Source organism: Bacillus cereus group sp. MYBK108-1 (assembly GCF_051917185.1).
In the GTDB taxonomy this organism is placed as follows: Bacteria; Bacillota; Bacilli; order Bacillales; family Bacillaceae_G; genus Bacillus_A; species Bacillus_A cereus.
In genome coordinates this window covers 56,231-73,984 of record NZ_JBQAHZ010000025.1, presented here as the reverse complement: position 1 = coordinate 73,984, position 17,754 = coordinate 56,231, and the positions used below count along the sequence as shown (strand labels likewise).

The window sequence follows — 17,754 nt, the reverse complement described above, 5'->3', positions numbered from 1 at the left end:
GAGCAGCTTTTGTATTTCATCCTTTTATATTTGTAACTGATTCTGTATATTTGACGTTCCGTTATGTAAACGCTTACTTAGGCGGTTATATCCTATACAATAAAGGTACCAAATCGAAAGAGGTGGCCAAAATGAGTACGAAAAAAGTATATAGTTTCTTATCACAAGCATTCATATTTTCAGCTATTATGTTAATTTCTAATATTATTGCAACACATTTACCAATTCCAATGCCTTCATCGGTAATCGGGTTAGTTATTTTATTTAGTCTATTATGTTTAAAAGTTATTAAATTGGAGCAAGTTGAATCACTCGGAACAGCTTTAACAGGTATTATTGGATTCTTATTCGTCCCATCAGGTATTTCAGTTATTAATTCTCTTGGTGTAATGGGGCAATACTTTGTACAAATTTTAACTGTAATTGTTGTAGCGACAGTTATTTTACTCGCTGTAACAGGATTATTTGCACAATTTATTTTAGGAAAAGATGAAAAAGAAACAGAAGATATAAAAGAATTGAAAGTAGTAAATAAAGGACGCAAGCACGGAAAGGTTGCGTAACCATTGTATTTATATATTGTTGGGAGGTAATGAACATGGCAAGCACAATGACTCCATATTTCGGAATCGTCGTTTCATTAATCGCATACGGAATCGGAACATTATTATTCAAGCATTCAAAAGGGTTCTTCCTATTTACACCATTATTCGTAGCGATGGTATTAGGGATTTTATTTCTAAAGGTAGGTAACTTTACTTTTGAAGAATATAATACTGGCGGAAAAATGATTAGTTTCTTCTTAGAGCCAGCAACAATTGCATTCGCTATCCCACTATATAAACAAGTTGATAAGTTAAAAAAATATTGGTGGCAAATTTTATCAGCTATCGTGGTTGGATCTATTTGCTCAGTAATTGTCGTGTTCATTGTTGCAAAAGCAATCGGTTTAGATACAGCAGTAATGAATTCAATGCTACCACAAGCAGCAACAACAGCAATTGCGTTACCAATTTCAGAAAGTATTGGTGGTATTCCAGCAATTACATCGTTTGCAGTTATTTTCAACGCAGTTATCGTATACGCATTAGGAGCATTATTCTTAAAAACATTTAGAGTGAAACATCCGATTGCAAAAGGTTTAGCACTTGGAACAGCGGGTCATGCATTAGGAGTTGCAGTAGGAATTGAAATGGGTGAGGTAGAGGCAGCGATGGCAAGTATTGCTGTAACGGTAGTTGGGGTTGTAACAGTAGTTGTCATCCCAATGTTCATGCCATTCATTGGATAGTAAAACTTACTTAAAAAATAAGAAAAGCAAGCTATTTGTAGGACAGATTTCTACTGATAGCTTGCTTTTTATGTTACAGTAGTGGTAAGACCTATTTAAAAAAATGTAAGTTTCCTTAAATCTTCATTAATACTATGTAGAATACGTTTTGAATTAGGTCATTGTATTGTAAAATAAGAAGTAAGCTACTATATACCTGTTAAGGTAGGCATATAATGAGTTTATAAAAATCTTAATATGAATGAATAATTAAAAGTAGAAAAGAGAGAGAAATCTACTTATTAACGTTTTAGTTTATAGGACAGGAGAGAGTATTCGTCGATTATGCAAATAAAAAACCTGTTTCAAAGCAAAGGATTTCAGAGGTTACTCGTATTAGTAATACTTGCTCTCGTGTTATACGGGCTGCAAAGTATGTTGAATTTAATATTAATTACGTTTATTCTCACGTATTTAATGGATCGATTCCAAAAGTTTATTTCACGCAAATTAGATCATTTCATGCCTATTAATCGAAAAATTATTATAGCATTTCTATATGTAATGTTAATTGGTGGAATTGCTATTACGCTATTTAAATATTTACCAGTATTGACGATACAAATTTCACAACTGATTTACCAATTCAATGTATTTTTAAGAAACCCACCAGATAGTGAACTAATTAAGTATGCAGTTAATGCTGTCAATCATATGGAGCTTTCTAAATATGTAGGACAAGGCGTAGACATTTTGTATAAATCGATTACGAATGTTGGTAAATTTGGCCTTCAAGTTTTACTTTCTTTAATTTTGAGTTTGTTTTTCTTATTAGAAAAATCTCGTATTGTCGGTTTTACTGCAAAGTTTAAAGAAAGCAGGCTTGCAATTTTCTATACTGAAATTGAGTACTTCGGAAAGAAATTTGCACGTTCATTTGGAAAGGTAATCGAAGCGCAATTTTTAATTGCTGTTGTTAACTGTGTTCTTTCAGTTATCGCATTATGGATATTAGGATTCCCGCAATTATTAGGTTTAGCGTTAATGATTTTCTTGCTTGGCTTAATTCCAGTAGCGGGGGTTATCATTTCGTTATTCCCACTTTGTATGATTGCTTACAATATTGGCGGTATCATGTACGTTGTTTATATTTTGGTTATCGTAACAGTGATTCATGCGCTTGAAAGTTACGTATTAAACCCGAAGTTTATGTCGCAAAAAACAAATTTACCGATTTTCTATACATTTATGGTATTAATCTTCTCAGAACACTTCTTAGGTGTATGGGGATTAATTATCGGTATTCCAATCTTCATCTTCTTATTAGATGTTTTAGACGTGACAAGTGATGAAATAGAGAAGGATGTTGGAAAAAATAAAGTGAAGTAAAGAAAAAGCATCGATGTTCGGTGCTTTTTCTTTTATAATATGATGTTTCTTATGCCATACTGTAAGCAGAACATAGAATAGGGGTGAAGTAATGGCTGTAAATGAAAAGGTAGAATTGGCTACATTTGCTGGAGGGTGCTTCTGGTGTATGGTTTCGCCATTTGAAGAGATGGAAGGGATTATAAAGGTTGTTTCTGGCTACACAGGTGGTCATAAAGAGAATCCAACGTATAAAGAAGTATGTTCAGAAACGACGGGACATTATGAGGCAGTACAAATTACATTTGATGCAAATAAAATGCCGTATGAGGAATTGTTAAATATATATTGGAGACAAATTGATCCGACCGATATTGGTGGACAATTCCACGACCGCGGACAGTCTTATGAAACGGTGATTTTTTATCATAATGAAGAACAACATAAAAAAGCAGAGGCCTCAAAAGAAGAGCTTGAGCAGAGTGGACGCTTTTCAAAACCAATTGCGACAAAAATACTACCAGCAGCTACATTTTATCCAGCTGAAGAATATCACCAAGGATACCATAAGAAAAACACATTCCGCTATGAGTTATATCGTAAAGGCTCAGGACGAGATGCTTTTATTAAGCAACATTGGCCAAAGGATAATGCTCATTTAAAAGAAAAACTCAATGAGATGCAGTATTATGTAACACAGGAAAATGGTACAGAACCACCATTTCGAAATGAGTATTGGAACCATAAAGAGGAAGGTCTTTATGTAGACATCGTTTCAGGTGAGCCGTTGTTTACTTCTCTAGATAAATTTGATAGTGGATGTGGATGGCCTAGTTTTACAAAACCAGTGATGTCAGCAAGTGTGAAAGAAAAGATGGATGTGAGTCATAATATGACACGTACAGAAGTGAGAAGTAAAGAAGGAGATTCACATCTTGGGCACGTATTTCCAGATGGTCCAGGACCAAATGGCCTTCGTTACTGTATTAATTCCGCAGCTCTTCGATTTATTCCAAAAGAGGAATTAGAGAAAGAAGGATATAGCGATTTCCTAATCTTGTTTGGAAATAAAAAATAACCTCGCAGTTAGCGAGGTTATTTTTTTGTTATTTTGTTTTTTTCTTTTTAAATTTGCTTAATACTTCATAAACGATTGGAACAATAAGAAGTGTTAATAACGTTGAACTTGTTAATCCACCAATTACCGTTACTCCAAGTCCTTTAGAAATTAAGCCACTACCTTCAAATCCTAATGCAAGCGGGATAAGAGCACCGATTGTTGCAATTGCAGTCATTAAAATTGGACGAAGGCGTGTTGCACCAGCTTCTAATAAAGCTTCACGTGTTGATAGTCCTTCATTTTCCTTATGAATAACGCGGTCGATAAGCACGATTGCGTTTGTTACAACGATACCGATTAACATAAGCGCACCAATCATTGCAGATACACTTAATGTTTCACCAGAGATTAATAAGGCAACAAGAGCCCCAATAATTGTAAATGGTAGCGAGAATAAAATTGCGAATGGTGCTAGGGCACCACCAAATGTAACGACAAGAACGAAGTATACAATGGCAATCGCAGCTAACATCGCTAGGCCAAGTTGCTTGAATGATTCTTGAATATCTTTAGTAACACCGCCCATAGAAACATCTACACCAGAAGGAAGATCCATTTTATCTACTTCTTTTTGTACTGCAGCAGATGCTTTTGAAACGTCATCAGATGTTAATTTGGCACTAACCTCTGCATAAACACGTCCATCTCGATGTGTTACTGTATTCGATGTTTCACCTTCTTTTACAGTCATAACATCTTTCACAGCTACTTCATTACCAAGTGGTGTTGTAATTTTGCGATTTGTTAAGTCATCGATTGTTTCATAATTTTGTTTTTCAGCTTCTACATATACATTGATATCTTTACCGTCTTTTTTAATTGTTGTCAGAACAGGGCGATCATGTTGATTAGAAAGTCCCATTCCAATTTGAGCAGCCGTTAAGCCCATTTTACTCAGCTTTTCTTGATCTGCGACTAAAGTGTACTCTGCATATGTTTTTGCAATACTAGAATCTATATCTTTTAAGTCTTTATTTTTCTTCATGATATTTTGAATATCTTTTACGACAGGCTTAATGTCTTCTGAGCTATCTCCATAAACGTATAGTTTAATTTCGTTACTACCGCCACTTGTTCCGAAGTCTTGGTTTTTCCATTCGCCTTTGCCAGACATCTTCTGTAAATCTTTAACGACTTGTTCTTTCTCTTTTTCAAAGTTTTTCGTGTCGTTATCATATTGCACGAAGAACATTGCTTGGTTTGATTGACCAGGACTCATTGGATTCTCTCCACCTAATGAGAACTGAATTGTTTTGACGTCTTTATTATCTTGGAAGTGCTTCTCAGCTTTTGTTGCAATTTTTTCAACGTCTTCTAACGTTTGACCTGGTTCAGGATTATATGTTGCAATAATCATTTTTTCTTCTTCAGAAGGTAAGAAACTTACACCGATAACTGGTACAAGTGCAAGGCTACCAACTAATAGAAGGACAGCGATACTTGATGTAATAATTTTGTGATTTAAAGCCCATGCAAGTATGCGTTTATATCCATTTGCTAATTTACTTGGTTTTTCTTCATGATGTACTTCTTTTTTCCTCATGCTCTCTTTCTTAAATAAGGAATGAGCTAGCATCGGTACGATTGTAACTGCTACTAGTAATGATGCTAATAAAGCAAAGACGATAGTTAAGGCGAATGGTAAGAACATTTCACCAATCATACCTTTTACTAGTCCAAGCGGTAAAAATACAGCAATTGTTACAATGGTGGAAGACATAATTGGGATAAACATTTCTTTCGTAGCTTCACGAATTAAATCTTTTCCACGTAATTTCTCTTCTGATAACGACATACGTCGGTAAATATTTTCAATAACAACAATTGAGTCATCGACAACGCGGCCTATAGCAACGGTCATTGCTCCAAGTGTCATAATGTTAAGAGTAATATCCATTTGCTTTATGACTAAAACAGCAATTAATAAAGAAAGTGGTATTGAAACGACAGAAATTAACGTTGTTCGAATATTTCGTAGGAACAGCATAATAATAACAATCGCAAAGATAGCGCCGAAAATTGCTTTGCTCAGCATTGTTTCAACTGATTTTTCAATAGGTGCACCTTGGTCGAATGTTGAAATGATCTCTAAATCTTTATATTTTTTCTCAAGATCTTTTACTTTATCTTTTACTGCATTTACAACATCAACTGTATTTGCATCAGAGGCCTTCACAATTTGAATTCCAATTGCTTCTTTTCCATTTGTTCGAGAAATAGATTCTGCTTTCCCAACTTCTTTAATGTCAGCAATTTCGTCTAATGTAACTGTTGGAATCCCGTTCATAGCAGCTGGATTCATTTGCGGCGTTTGTGCACCAGCGCCAGCATTTTGACTACCTTGACCGTTAGGTGAGGAAGGTATAGCTGGGATTTTAAGTTCTTTTAACGCTTTAATCGTTGTAATATTGCCATCTACAACAACTGATTTTTCCGTGTCTTTAAATGTGTATAAGCCAAGTGGTAAAGATACATCCGATCCCTTAATCACATTTTTTACGGTATCTTCACTTAGTCCTAGTTCTTTCATTTTATCTTTCTTGAAGACAAGCTGTACTTCATCTACTTGTTGGCCAGCAATTTGAACAGATGCAACACCATCAAGTCCTTTTAATCCTGGTACAACATTTTTTTCTACATTTTCAGTTAAGGTAGCTAAAGATTCATTCTTACTTGCCACGCTTAACGAAATAACTGGAAAGGCATTGAAGTTTACTCGTGAAACTTTAGGATCTTTAACACCTTCTGGGAGTTTTACATTTGTGAGAGCTTCTTTAATTTCTGTTTCTGCTTTTTCCATATTTTTATCAAAATCGTATTCTACTTGAATAGAAGATGCGTTTTGAAAAGATGATGAACTCACAACGTTAACACCGCTTAAATTTTGTAGTTGTTCTTCCATCGGCTTTGAAACTTTATCAGCTACTTCTTCTGGTGTAGCACCAGGATAGACCGTAGTTACTGTCACAATCGGTGTTGTAATATCAGGGATTGTTTCCAGCTTCATATTGAGTCCAGAGTAGATCCCCGCAATAGTAACAATAATGGTTAGTAGCCAAACTGCGAACTTATTTTTTAACGAGAAATTGATGATTTTGTTCATGTTTGCGCTCCCTTTTTATTATATTGACCAACTGGTCAGTCTAATACATAATATAACTGACCGTTGGGTCAATCGTCAATAAAAAGAGATGGTATAATACATTTATAATAAGATGCGAGATTAAATTTAGGAGAGAAGATATGAAAGAAAAAGAGCGTTTAATTATAGAATCGGCTATGAAGTTATTTGCTACTAAGGGTGTAAATGCGACATCAGTGCAGGAAATTGTGACAGCTAGTGGTATATCTAAGGGAGCTTTTTACTTATATTTTAAATCGAAAGATGAGCTTTTATTAGCGACACTTCGATATTATTATGACAAAATCCAAAAGAAAATGCTGGATATTGAACAAGAGTCTTTATTACCACGTGAAAAATTTGCAAAACAATTACATTGTCAGTTTAATGATATACAAAAGCATAAAGAATTTATTATTATGCATGCGAGAGAAAATGCGATTCCGTTTAATAAAGAAGTAGAAGAATTTATGATGCGGATGAAGTTAGAGTCTCATGCATTTTATCGGAATAGTTTATTGTCCATTTATGGTGAAAAGGTTATGCCATATTTATTGGATTTAGTAATTATGGTAGAAGGCATATGCCGTGGGTATTTAGAATTAATTATTTTACAAGCACCAGAAATTGATTTATCGTATGTAGCTGCTTTTATTTTAAAAAGAGTAGATAATTTAGTAGATGGCTTAGTAGAATCTTCGGAAGAACCTATTTTACATGAAGAAAAGCTTGGAGAATTCCTTTGTAAATCAGAGCTTATTAAGGAACAAGTTAAAGAACATTTTTTAAAAGAGATTATTGTATTTAAGCGCACTTTAGCTGATCAATTAGAGGATGATGAGCTGTTGGTTACATTAGATGTTTTAGAGGCGGAAATACGATTGCTTAATCCAAGAATTCCGGTAATTAGAGGTATGTTAGCAAATTTAGAGGCGTATCCGGAATTAAAAGAATTTCGATTACGCCTTATAGGATACTACAATATAAAAAATTCTTAATAAAAATAAGTAAAAAACTCCTTGTCTACACAAGGAGTTTTTTCTTAAAGACTACTTACTATTTTGAGACCATTCTTCAACATCCCAAACTTTTGTGATCCAATCTTCATAGAAGTCCGGTTCGTGACATACAAGGAGAATTGTTCCTTTATATGCTTTCATAGCCTTCTTAAGTTCCGCTTTTGCTGTAACATCAAGATGGTTTGTCGGCTCATCAAATAATAGCCAGTTACTTTCCTCACCCATTAGCTTACATAAACGAACTTTTGCTTGTTCTCCACCACTTAATTGACTTAATGGGCGAGAAATATGTTCATTTTTTAATCCGCATTTTGCTAACATCGCACGAATTTGATGCTGGTCTAGGCCAGGGAATGTATTCCATACATCATCAATTGGTGTTATATTATCAGCTTTAACTTCTTGTTCAAAGTATGCAGGCTCTAAGAAGTCACCAAGACTTGTTTTACCGCTTAAAGGTTTAATTTTACCTAAGATTGTTTTTAGCAACGTTGATTTACCAACACCGTTACATCCAACAATAGCAATTTTTTCACCACGTTCAATCGTCATTGATAGCTTTGGTAGTAGAGGATGCGTATATCCGATTTCTACATTTTCACCTTCAAAGACGAAGCGACTACTTGCGCGACTTTCTTTAAATGAGAATTCAGGTTTAATCGCTGTTTCTGGGCGATCAATAAGCTCCATGCGATCAAGTTGTTTTTGACGACTCTTTGCACGACCTGTCGTTGAATAACGAGCTTTGTTCTTTGCAATGAAGTCTTCTTGCTTTTTGATAAACTCGCGCTGTTTTTCATAAGCGTTTATATGTTGATTTTTATTGATTTCTGCTAGTTCTAGGAATTTTTCATATGTCGCTGTATAGCGTGTCATTTTTGTGAATTCTAGATGGAAAATAACATCAACACATTTGTTCATAAATTCCGTATCATGAGAAATTAATAAGAATGCATGTGGATATTCTTTCAAATAATTTGTTAACCAATGAATATGTTCAACGTCTAAATAGTTAGTAGGTTCATCAAGCAATAACACTTCTGGCTGTTCAAGTAATAGCTTTGCAAGCAATACCTTTGTACGTTGTCCACCACTTAGTGCTGAAACATCACGATCTAAACCAATTGCATCAATTCCAAGACCACGTGCAGCCTCTTCAATTTTCATATCTAGTAAGTAGAAACCACCTGCTTCAAGTGCATCTTGTATTTCTGCCATTTGCTCAAGAAGTTCTTCTAGTTCTTCTGGTGTAGCAGTTCCCATTTTTTCTGTAACTTCATTTAAAGCTTTTTCCTTTTCGAATAACGGTAAAAATGCATCCGCTAGTACGTCACGGATTGTACGCCCAGGTGTTAAAACAGTATGCTGATCTAAGTAGCCGTAATGTGTGCCCGGTGTCCATTCTACGCGACCTTGGTCATGAATAAGCTGACCAGTAATGATATTCATGAATGTTGATTTACCAACACCGTTTGCACCAACTAATCCAACGTGCTCACCTGCTAATAATCGCATAGATACATCTTTAAATAATGTACGATCGCCAAATGTATGTCCTAATTTTTCAACTGTTAATAAGCTCATAGTATCCTCCGTCCAACTTGAAATAGTACCTTGAATCATGATACTAAATTCTTTCATATAATGCTATCATTTCAAAATGTATATTTTTTCAAAAGAAGTGTTTGTAAATGTTAGTATATAAAAAAGTTACTTCTCCTACAGAAGTAACTTTTTGGTTATGCCTTTTGTTTAACTTCACTAACTTTCTTTTCAGCTACAATAAAATGCGGTCTACGTTTTGTTTCATAATAAATACGACCGATATATTCACCAATAACACCTAGGAATATGAGTTGAATACCGCCAATAAATAGTATAGCGGAAATGAGAGTAAAGTAACCAGGAACTTCCACACCACCGAGGATGATTTGAACGAACGTAGTGATTACGTATAAAAGTCCTAAAATGGTTGTTAGTAATCCAAGATATATAGATAGACGTAACGGTTTATTATTGAATGAAATTACACCATCAATTCCATAATTTAATAATTTCGAGAAGGTCCATTTACTTTCTCCATCAGAACGTAATACATTTTCATATTCAATGATTAATTCGTTATAACCGATCCAAGAAAATAAGCCCTTTGAAAATCGGTTGTATTCACTTAAAGATAATAAAGAATCTACTGCTCTTCGACTTAAAAGTCTAAAGTCACCAATACCGTCTACTAATTCAATATCTACAAATTTATTCATCACTTTATAGTAAAGACGAGAGACGAAAGAGCGAACGGGTGAATCACCAGTTCTTGTTCTTTTTGCAATGACTTGGTCGTAGCCGTCGTTATATCCTTCTAACAGTTCTTTTATTAACGTAGGAGGGTGTTGTAAGTCAGCATCCATAATAACAATTGCATCGCCTGTAGCATATTTTAAACCAGCTAACATTGCAGCTTCTTTTCCGAAGTTTCGACTAAATGATATGTAGTGTACCGATGAATCTGCACTAGCTAAATCACGTAAAATATTTAAAGTATCATCTTTACTACCATCATTAACAAAAACAAATTCATAATCGGTAGTTAATTTATGAATTTCAAGGGAAGTCTCTGAATAAAAGGCTCGAAGCACCTTTTCTTCATTGTAGCATGGTACAACTATTGAAAGGGTCATGTTTGACACTCCTTGTTTGTAGTGGATTAAAATAATATTTAGATATTATTTTAGGAAGCTATCTAAATAGATAGCTTCATGATTCATTAAGTGCTCATTATTGCTTTTTAAAAGAAAATTTTCGTCGTGCTTTTGGATTTTTGAAAATTAGTAAAGCTATACAGATAATTAGTGAGATGATTGATATAGTCATACCTAATTTGAAGTAAGGTGTAACGTAAGTCATTTCGATTACATGTGAACCTTTTGTAATTGGAACACCGATAAAGGCAGAATTCGCTTTCGTAAATTCTGTTTCTTTCCCATCAATTTTTATAGTCCAGCCTTTACTATATGGGACAGATAGATATAAGAGCCCGTCTTTATTTGATTTGATATCCCCTTTTAAATAATTGTTCTTATAATAAATATTTTCAAGCCTATTTTCAGTTAGTTTTTTTGTTTCTTTTTGTATACTTTCATAGTTTACAATATTTGCTTGCAAGTCACCTAATTCATACTCACCTGCCATATCAATAGAGATAGTTAGGTTTTCTGGACGCTCATTGCCCAAATTGTAAACAAACCTTTCTAACGGATAAGAGTATGCACCAGCATCGTCCCCTTTTCCTATCGTTTTTCCATTAACAGTTGCATTGAATGTGCCTGCATTTTTTAATTTTAATTCTATCAGTAGATCACCAGGTGTATCAGGATAATTGATAGGTACAATCATATTTCCAAAGCCATGAACAATTAGTTTATTTTCTTGTTTTTCCATGTTTTCGAATTTTGCTTTTTCCGTTTTAATAGATACTGCCTTTGATTTAAGGTCTTGTTTATTAAAATGGTTTAATGAAAATTCTTTTGTATTATTAACGACAACAGCATGTAATAATAATTGATCACGCTGAGCAAAGTTTAATTTAGAAAATTCTTCTTCACTTATAGCCGAATCATATACATATCCTAACGGTAAAGCATAGTCATTTTTGTAAATATTATATGGTCCTACTTGCTGTAATAGTTTATATCCATAAGGTACATTCTTTGAATCTGTATCAGCACTTAATACGCGATATTTTATACCTAGCATATTTTCGAGTAGTAGTCGACTATCAGCTTGATAAAACATTGAAGGTGTATCGTACATTTGGAATACGCCATATTTATTTTTCATAAAGTCATGGACATAATAATTAACCAAGCTTTGATACGTACTTACGCCATGATATCCTTGTAGCATTGGTGTGTTATATTCGCTATATGGATTAAGAATACGATAAAAGTCTTTATCATTTTCTTGTATGTAGCGAATTGCAGCAATTTCTTCTTGATTATCATAGCCTGGTTCGTGTAACTTTTCAGTTGAAATCTGGCTCTGTCCGTAAACTGTGCTAAGTATATTATTCGCATACATATAATTCATAGAAATTGTGCTAACGAGTACGTTCAATACAACTAAAAATTGTATGAAAGGTTTAGAAATATAACGCCATAAACATACTGTAATAACAGAAAGAACGACAGTTCCGAGTAAAATGTTATCAACGTCTTGTAAAGGTTTATCAGTTACATTTATATTTGCCTTTCTATAAAATGCATAAATGAATAATCCAATAGACACTAATAAACTTATTAAATAAGGTAATTTGTAGTCTTTCTTATGAATAATCATCCAATCTAGAATGTATGCAATTGTTTGGGCAATTACAAATACAAATAAATAAAACCATCTAGATTGCATTGCTGAAAAACCATTAAACATAGAATATGTATATGGAAGCATAAACAGAATGAACATGAATAACGTAAAGAATACTTTATTCTTAACGAGTTTATCACGTATAAACATTCCAAATACGATTAAGAATAAAATTAAAGCTGGTAAAGCTAATTGATGATTTTCAGCATTATACATGAAGAAAATATTTTCCATTAAATCTTTATAAAATTTATCTTCAAATAATAATGGTATCTCAAACTTTTTTGATAGTCGATCAGCGCTAAATACGGCATTAACTGATGGGAGGAAGCAAACGGCGGCTAAACCGAGTGATAATCCGTACAATAAACCGATTCTAATATAATAAGTTAGAAAAGAGACAATCGTTTTATTTTGTTGTGTCGCAAAGTATTGGAATAATGCATAAATAAATATGAAAATACTTGTGATAAAAGCAAAATAAAAGTTTGATGCTAACATTAAAGTAGCAGCGATTAGGAAAAGGCCGTGCTTCTTTTCAATAATATATTTATCAAGTCCCCATATTACTAATGGTAAAAATACAATGGCATCAGCCATGAAATCCCATAGTAAAGAGTGGCGGATGAAAGTAATACAGCCACCATATATAATAGCAGCAACAAAAGATGAGAATGCTGTTTTATTATGGTAACGTAAAGAACCATACATGAATGCCATAGCTAAAAAGTTTTTTAAAATACTCATGTATAATTTCACGTCATATACTTGCTCAAGACTTAGTTTAGGTAGTAACAGTGTAATCCAGAAAAACGGTGATGTGCTGTAATAATAACTAAACTCTCCAAATAAATCTCCACCTAATCCATAATCAAAAGACCAAAAAAGGTTGCCATCTTTAAAGGCATGTTGTAGAAGAAACGTAAAAAAGCCAAATTGACGTAACGCATCCCCTGTACCAGAAAAGGCTTGATTAGATGTTAAAAAGAAATAATGAAAAGCAAAAGCGCACAATAATAATATTGGCATAATTATCATTGTTTTCTTGGAAAAGAATTTATTATTCGGCTTTATGCTCATAAAAATTGATAATCCTCCTTTGAAAGTCGTTACATGTAACAACTAGTTTTTAGGTAGCATATAAAAACACACCAATTTTTAAAGGTGTGTTCTTTAGTTTTAACATGAGAAAATATATATTTTTGTTGAAGCATATATATTTTTACAAGCGTTGAAGTTCATAGTTTACATGTAAATTAGTATAAGGCATTTTCAGAAAGTAAGTCAATTTGAGCTGGAATATATAGCATTTTTTTACTGAAGAAAAATGATGGTATATAAAAAAAGCAAAAAGCTTTTCCATTTTTAAATAGGAAAAACTTTTTGCTTTTAAGCATGTTTGCGAATGAGCTTTTGTTTTATAAACCCTAAAACAAATCCACGTATTTGAGGATCAATTCCAATTCCAATTATACCGTATAGTATACCAGTAAGAGTTAAAGCAATTAGTGGCGGTAAGTTGATTAATGCAATTCGGTATATACCGTAACTAATAATAAAGGCTAAGGAATTAAATATAACTCCTTTAACTAATAATTGCATGCCTTTACGAATAAAGAGGGTAAATCCGATTAATAGTGTAATTTCGGTAAAGATAGCTGCGGCAGCTGCTCCCATCATTCCATATTTACTACCTAATACAATATAACCTATGATGGCAACAACTAATCCAATAGTCATTGTTGTTGCACGTTTCCATTGCTGGCCAATCGTTGTTAAATTATCGGCTAGTGGATAGTTAATTGATTGTAAAATAACCATAAACGCTAGAATAGCAAGAGCGTCACCGGCGGGAGCGTATTCTTCTCCTAATAAACTAACAATCCAGAAACTTGGATCCGCAATAAAGGGGATAGAAATTCCCATTCCTAAAAAAGACATAAGTTTTAATTCAAAACTTGATAATTTTCTATGTTCTTCAATATTTTTCTCATTACCAAAAGCAAAAAGCCTTGGATAAAAGGCCGCTGCAATTACCCCAGGTATTTGATATAGTACAGCAGGTATTTTAGATGCAGCACCAAAGAATCCAACTTGATTATACGTTGAAACCTTTTCTAATATAATAGGGCCCAATTGTGGTAAGAGCATAATGATGATGCCATTGATTGTAAAAATAAGTAGTTGATCTAAAATGCCTTTATCCCAACCCTTATGGACCTTCGTATAACGTATTGTCATTATAAAGGCGATAACACCTGTTACAAGACTAGATACCCCGTACATGGCAGCAACCATCATAAGTGACCATTGGAAAGACATCCCTAGTAATAGGGCAGCAGCAGCAGTTACACCTTGTAGTACAGAAATAATAGCTGTAAATTGCATGCGTTCTGTTACTTGGAAGTAAGCCATTCCAACACCTTGTAAGGTTGCTCCGAACATTGTTGGTAGAACAACCCAATATACCATCGCGCGTAAGTAAGCATCGGGATAGAAGAACTGGGCAAAAATAGCGAAAAGTACAGAAATTACGATAGCTAATATTAAACGAATACGTAAGTAACTACTTATTAGCACGCTAATATTAGCATCGCTTCTCGTTCCTTCACGCATAAACGTATGTGTTAAACCTGCATCTGTAAAGTAACAAATAACAGCTGAAACTGCTAACGCAGTTGTAAACATACCGTAATCACTTGGAGAAACATACCTTGCAAAGAAAATTGTTGCAATAGCCAGTACAAAACGGACAGTAATGTTTCCTACAAACAGGTAGGATGCGTTTTTTAGAATTTTATTTGTTTTCATGAGAAAAGACCTTTCTATTCTTTAGGACCCGGTTAGCTTGTCCTATTTGTAAATTTGATTTGTTCACAGAAAGAGAGAGTATCGTTATATTTTCAGTTTAAGAAAACAGAAATTTAATTCGTACAAACCAAAGCATTGCATATAGTTTTTTACTACGTTTTCCATTCTTTGAATAGATTTTACGGCAATATTTCTTTATATCTTTTTTGATTAATTGAACTTGTGATTTATCTAATTGAGAGTTTTCTTTAATATATATACAAGCGTTATTGATGACTGTATAAGGGAATAAATAAGTCTCAAGAATTTCAATAAGTAACTGAGAATCTTTTGTAATGAAATCTTGAGATTTATTATGTACCCATTCCTTCATACGATTGAATACTTCCAGCTCTTTTGTCGTTTTTAATTCATAATCTTTATACTTAGAAGAAAGATTTCCTTCTGATAAGATTCTATAATAAGTTAAGTATTCATGGACATAACATACATTTGTCACACTCATAAGTTTAAATAAAAACTCTAAATCTTCGCCCCAACTACATTCTGGTGTAAAACGAATGTTATGATCCATTACGATGGATCGTTTGAAAATCCAAGTACTTGTTTGAGCAACAACTTGATGCGTTAGGAATGCTTTTGCCATATCACCTTTAATAAAGTTTGTTGTATGTTCAACCTTCTCGCCTGTTTCTTCGTAGAAATTCATATAACCACAATAGCAAGCGTCCATGTTGTTTTTATGCATACTTTCGACTTGCTTCTCAATTTTAGTTGGATGCCATAAGTCATCGCTATCAAGAAAAGCGACATATTCTCCACTAGCATTTTCAATACCCGTATTACGAGCTACTGAAACACCTTGGTTTTTTTGATGAACGTATTTAACTTGCCCTGGATATTTTTCAGCAAGGTTTTTCACAATAGAAGGTGATTGATCTTTACTTCCATCATCTACAATTACAATTTCGATATTTTTATATGTTTGATCTAGTATTGACTGCATCGTTTCTTCAATATATTTTTCCGTGTTATACAGGGGTATGACAACGGAAACAAGTTGCTTTTGTTCCATCATAGAATTTTTATCTCCTCAAGTTTTTTATGTCTTGCATCATATATACAAGCCTTTTGAAAGGAAGAAGATTACAAGAACATCTGTATAAGTTTAACGCATATAAACTTTGTAAATCAACTTTCTATTAAAAAGGTGGCGGGAAGTTAGATTCTTATGGTTAATTCTCGTATTTCAAACAGCTTTATCATGTCTATTGCATATAACTTCTTATTCATGTCATTTTAACTTATTAGTTAAGTAGGATGTATCTATCTTAACGATTGTGAAGGCGAATAAATTATTATTAAGAATAAAAAACCTCTTAATTTTTGCAATAAATTAAGAGGTTTTTTATATTAGCTATGAAATATTAGGTTAGTCTTTGTCTGGCTCAGTTGCATTTAATTTTTGCTTTAGTAACGCATAATCTTGCGTTAATGTTACAAGTTGATGATGTTGTTTAGAAATTTTTCTTGTTAGGTCAAAAATTAAGATGAAACAGAATAATAGTCCAAATAAGAATAAAATGGAAGGGGGATATTCTACTTTTAATAGTTTTCCAATCCAGTTTATAATTTTATCGGTAGAACTTAAAATAGCCATTGCAATACAAACAAAAATCCATAAAACAGCATATTTCGTTTCTAAAGTTCCACGGCGAATGGAATTAATAATTAATAATAATAATAATAAAATAAAGATGAATGAAAAGGTAATTATAGGCATTTATTATCAACCTTTCACGATTTTTTGCATCAATATAGCAAGACTTACTTTAATCATGTAATATGCAGATTTAAAAGGTGTGATAGAAGATTGTCCACCTTGTCGCTCTTGCATATTTACAGATATTTCATTAATGCGAAGTTTTTTCTTTTTTAAATGAATAAGAACTTCTGGTTCTGGATAATCTTTTGGATAGTTGTGTGCAAAAATTTTAATTACTTCTCGATTGATAGCACGATATCCAGAAGTTGGATCCATAAATGTTTGTTTTGTTAGTACTTTCAATAGGGCAGTAAAATAAAAAATACCGATCCTTCTGGAAATACTACCTTTATATGCTGTTTTTTCTGTAAAACGTGACCCTAGCACCATATCGCATTCATCTTCAGCGATTGGCTTTATAATTTTATATAAATCATCTGGATTATGTTGTCCATCAGCATCGAACTGAATCGCAATATCATATCCGTTCTCATATGCGTATTTATATCCAGTTTGTACAGCTGAGCCAATACCTAGGTTATATGGTAAATTCACAAGGTGAACAGGAAAATCTTGTACGATTTGAGCTGTTTTATCGTGTGATCCATCATTAATAACACAAATGCTTAATCCTGTAAAATGCTGTTTTAGTTTTAATAATCTTGTTAATGTATCTGCAATTGCTTCTTCCTCGTTATACGCTGGAATAATAATTAACGTTTTTGGTATTGAAATTGGTACTTCAATAGTCATTACCGCACCATCCCTTATATACTTAATCATATTATGGTTATTTTTAAACGAACTTTATTTAATATACCATTAACAGTATAACAAAATAAAGGAAAAGCTGGTGCATGATTTAGGAGAACAGATTGAGAATAAAATGGTAAGAGGTGATATTTTGTATAAAAAAAT

General features: G+C 33.2%; 13 protein-coding genes and 1 pseudogene. 6 read left to right on the top strand and 8 right to left on the bottom strand.

The window, feature by feature from the left end; genetic code table 11:
* The first annotated feature begins 131 nt into the window (after positions 1-131).
* From lrgA to msrB, 5 genes and pseudogenes are all read left to right on the top strand, one after another.
* Positions 132-563: an antiholin-like murein hydrolase modulator LrgA gene (gene lrgA / locus ACTFSL_RS25335; RefSeq protein WP_000104900.1), complete on the top strand. Its 432-nt coding sequence runs from the start codon at positions 132-134 to the stop codon at positions 561-563.
* Positions 564-598: 35 nt separating this feature from the next.
* Complete coding sequence (gene lrgB / locus ACTFSL_RS25330; RefSeq protein WP_440042594.1) at positions 599-1,291, top strand: antiholin-like protein LrgB; 693 nt, start codon at positions 599-601, stop codon at positions 1,289-1,291.
* Positions 1,292-1,615: 324 nt separating this feature from the next.
* Positions 1,616-2,659: an AI-2E family transporter gene (locus ACTFSL_RS25325; protein WP_119684165.1), complete on the top strand. Its 1,044-nt coding sequence runs from the start codon at positions 1,616-1,618 to the stop codon at positions 2,657-2,659.
* Positions 2,660-2,750: 91 nt separating this feature from the next.
* A pseudogene (gene msrA / locus ACTFSL_RS25320) lies at positions 2,751-3,218 on the top strand (peptide-methionine (S)-S-oxide reductase MsrA); the annotation flags it as partial.
* A gap of 45 nt (positions 3,219-3,263) precedes the next feature.
* Positions 3,264-3,716 (top strand): peptide-methionine (R)-S-oxide reductase MsrB, encoded by a 453-nt coding sequence (gene msrB / locus ACTFSL_RS25315; RefSeq protein ID WP_227599596.1) that lies wholly within the window; start codon positions 3,264-3,266, stop codon positions 3,714-3,716.
* Between the two features lie 28 nt (positions 3,717-3,744).
* On the opposite strand, the gene ACTFSL_RS25310 is transcribed toward msrB, so the two are convergent.
* Positions 3,745-6,861, bottom strand: coding sequence for an efflux RND transporter permease subunit (locus ACTFSL_RS25310; RefSeq protein WP_440042592.1), 3,117 nt, complete (start codon positions 6,859-6,861; stop codon positions 3,745-3,747).
* 140 nt (positions 6,862-7,001) lie between these two features.
* Between ACTFSL_RS25310 and ACTFSL_RS25305 the strand changes: the two genes are divergently transcribed.
* Entirely contained in the window at positions 7,002-7,877 is an 876-nt protein-coding gene (locus ACTFSL_RS25305; RefSeq protein ID WP_000659648.1) for a TetR/AcrR family transcriptional regulator, read from the top strand.
* A gap of 51 nt (positions 7,878-7,928) precedes the next feature.
* On the opposite strand, the gene ACTFSL_RS25300 is transcribed toward ACTFSL_RS25305, so the two are convergent.
* The 7 genes from ACTFSL_RS25300 to ACTFSL_RS25270 all read right to left on the bottom strand — a co-directional run bounded on the left by ACTFSL_RS25300 (position 7,929) and on the right by ACTFSL_RS25270 (position 17,589).
* Complete coding sequence (locus tag ACTFSL_RS25300) at positions 7,929-9,482, bottom strand: ABC-F family ATP-binding cassette domain-containing protein (RefSeq protein ID WP_000055410.1); 1,554 nt, start codon at positions 9,480-9,482, stop codon at positions 7,929-7,931.
* 155 nt (positions 9,483-9,637) lie between these two features.
* Positions 9,638-10,576, bottom strand: coding sequence for a glycosyltransferase family 2 protein (locus tag ACTFSL_RS25295; RefSeq protein ID WP_000175825.1), 939 nt, complete (start codon positions 10,574-10,576; stop codon positions 9,638-9,640).
* 97 nt (positions 10,577-10,673) lie between these two features.
* A complete protein-coding gene (locus ACTFSL_RS25290; RefSeq protein ID WP_119684162.1) occupies positions 10,674-13,340 on the bottom strand; it encodes a YfhO family protein in 2,667 nt (888 codons plus the stop codon).
* 309 nt (positions 13,341-13,649) lie between these two features.
* Positions 13,650-15,071 carry an oligosaccharide flippase family protein gene (locus ACTFSL_RS25285; RefSeq protein WP_440042591.1) on the bottom strand — a complete coding sequence of 474 codons (1,422 nt, stop codon included), beginning with the start codon at positions 15,069-15,071 and terminating at the stop codon, positions 13,650-13,652.
* Positions 15,072-15,168: 97 nt separating this feature from the next.
* Positions 15,169-16,149 (bottom strand): glycosyltransferase family 2 protein, encoded by a 981-nt coding sequence (locus ACTFSL_RS25280; protein ID WP_000970530.1) that lies wholly within the window; start codon positions 16,147-16,149, stop codon positions 15,169-15,171.
* A gap of 354 nt (positions 16,150-16,503) precedes the next feature.
* On the bottom strand, positions 16,504-16,854 hold the full coding sequence (locus ACTFSL_RS25275) for a DUF2304 domain-containing protein (RefSeq protein ID WP_001121774.1): 351 nt from the start codon (positions 16,852-16,854) through the stop codon (positions 16,504-16,506).
* A 6-nt stretch (positions 16,855-16,860) separates the two neighbouring features.
* On the bottom strand, positions 16,861-17,589 hold the full coding sequence (locus ACTFSL_RS25270) for a glycosyltransferase family 2 protein (RefSeq protein WP_000151539.1): 729 nt from the start codon (positions 17,587-17,589) through the stop codon (positions 16,861-16,863).
* Between the last annotated feature and the right edge of the window lie 165 nt (positions 17,590-17,754).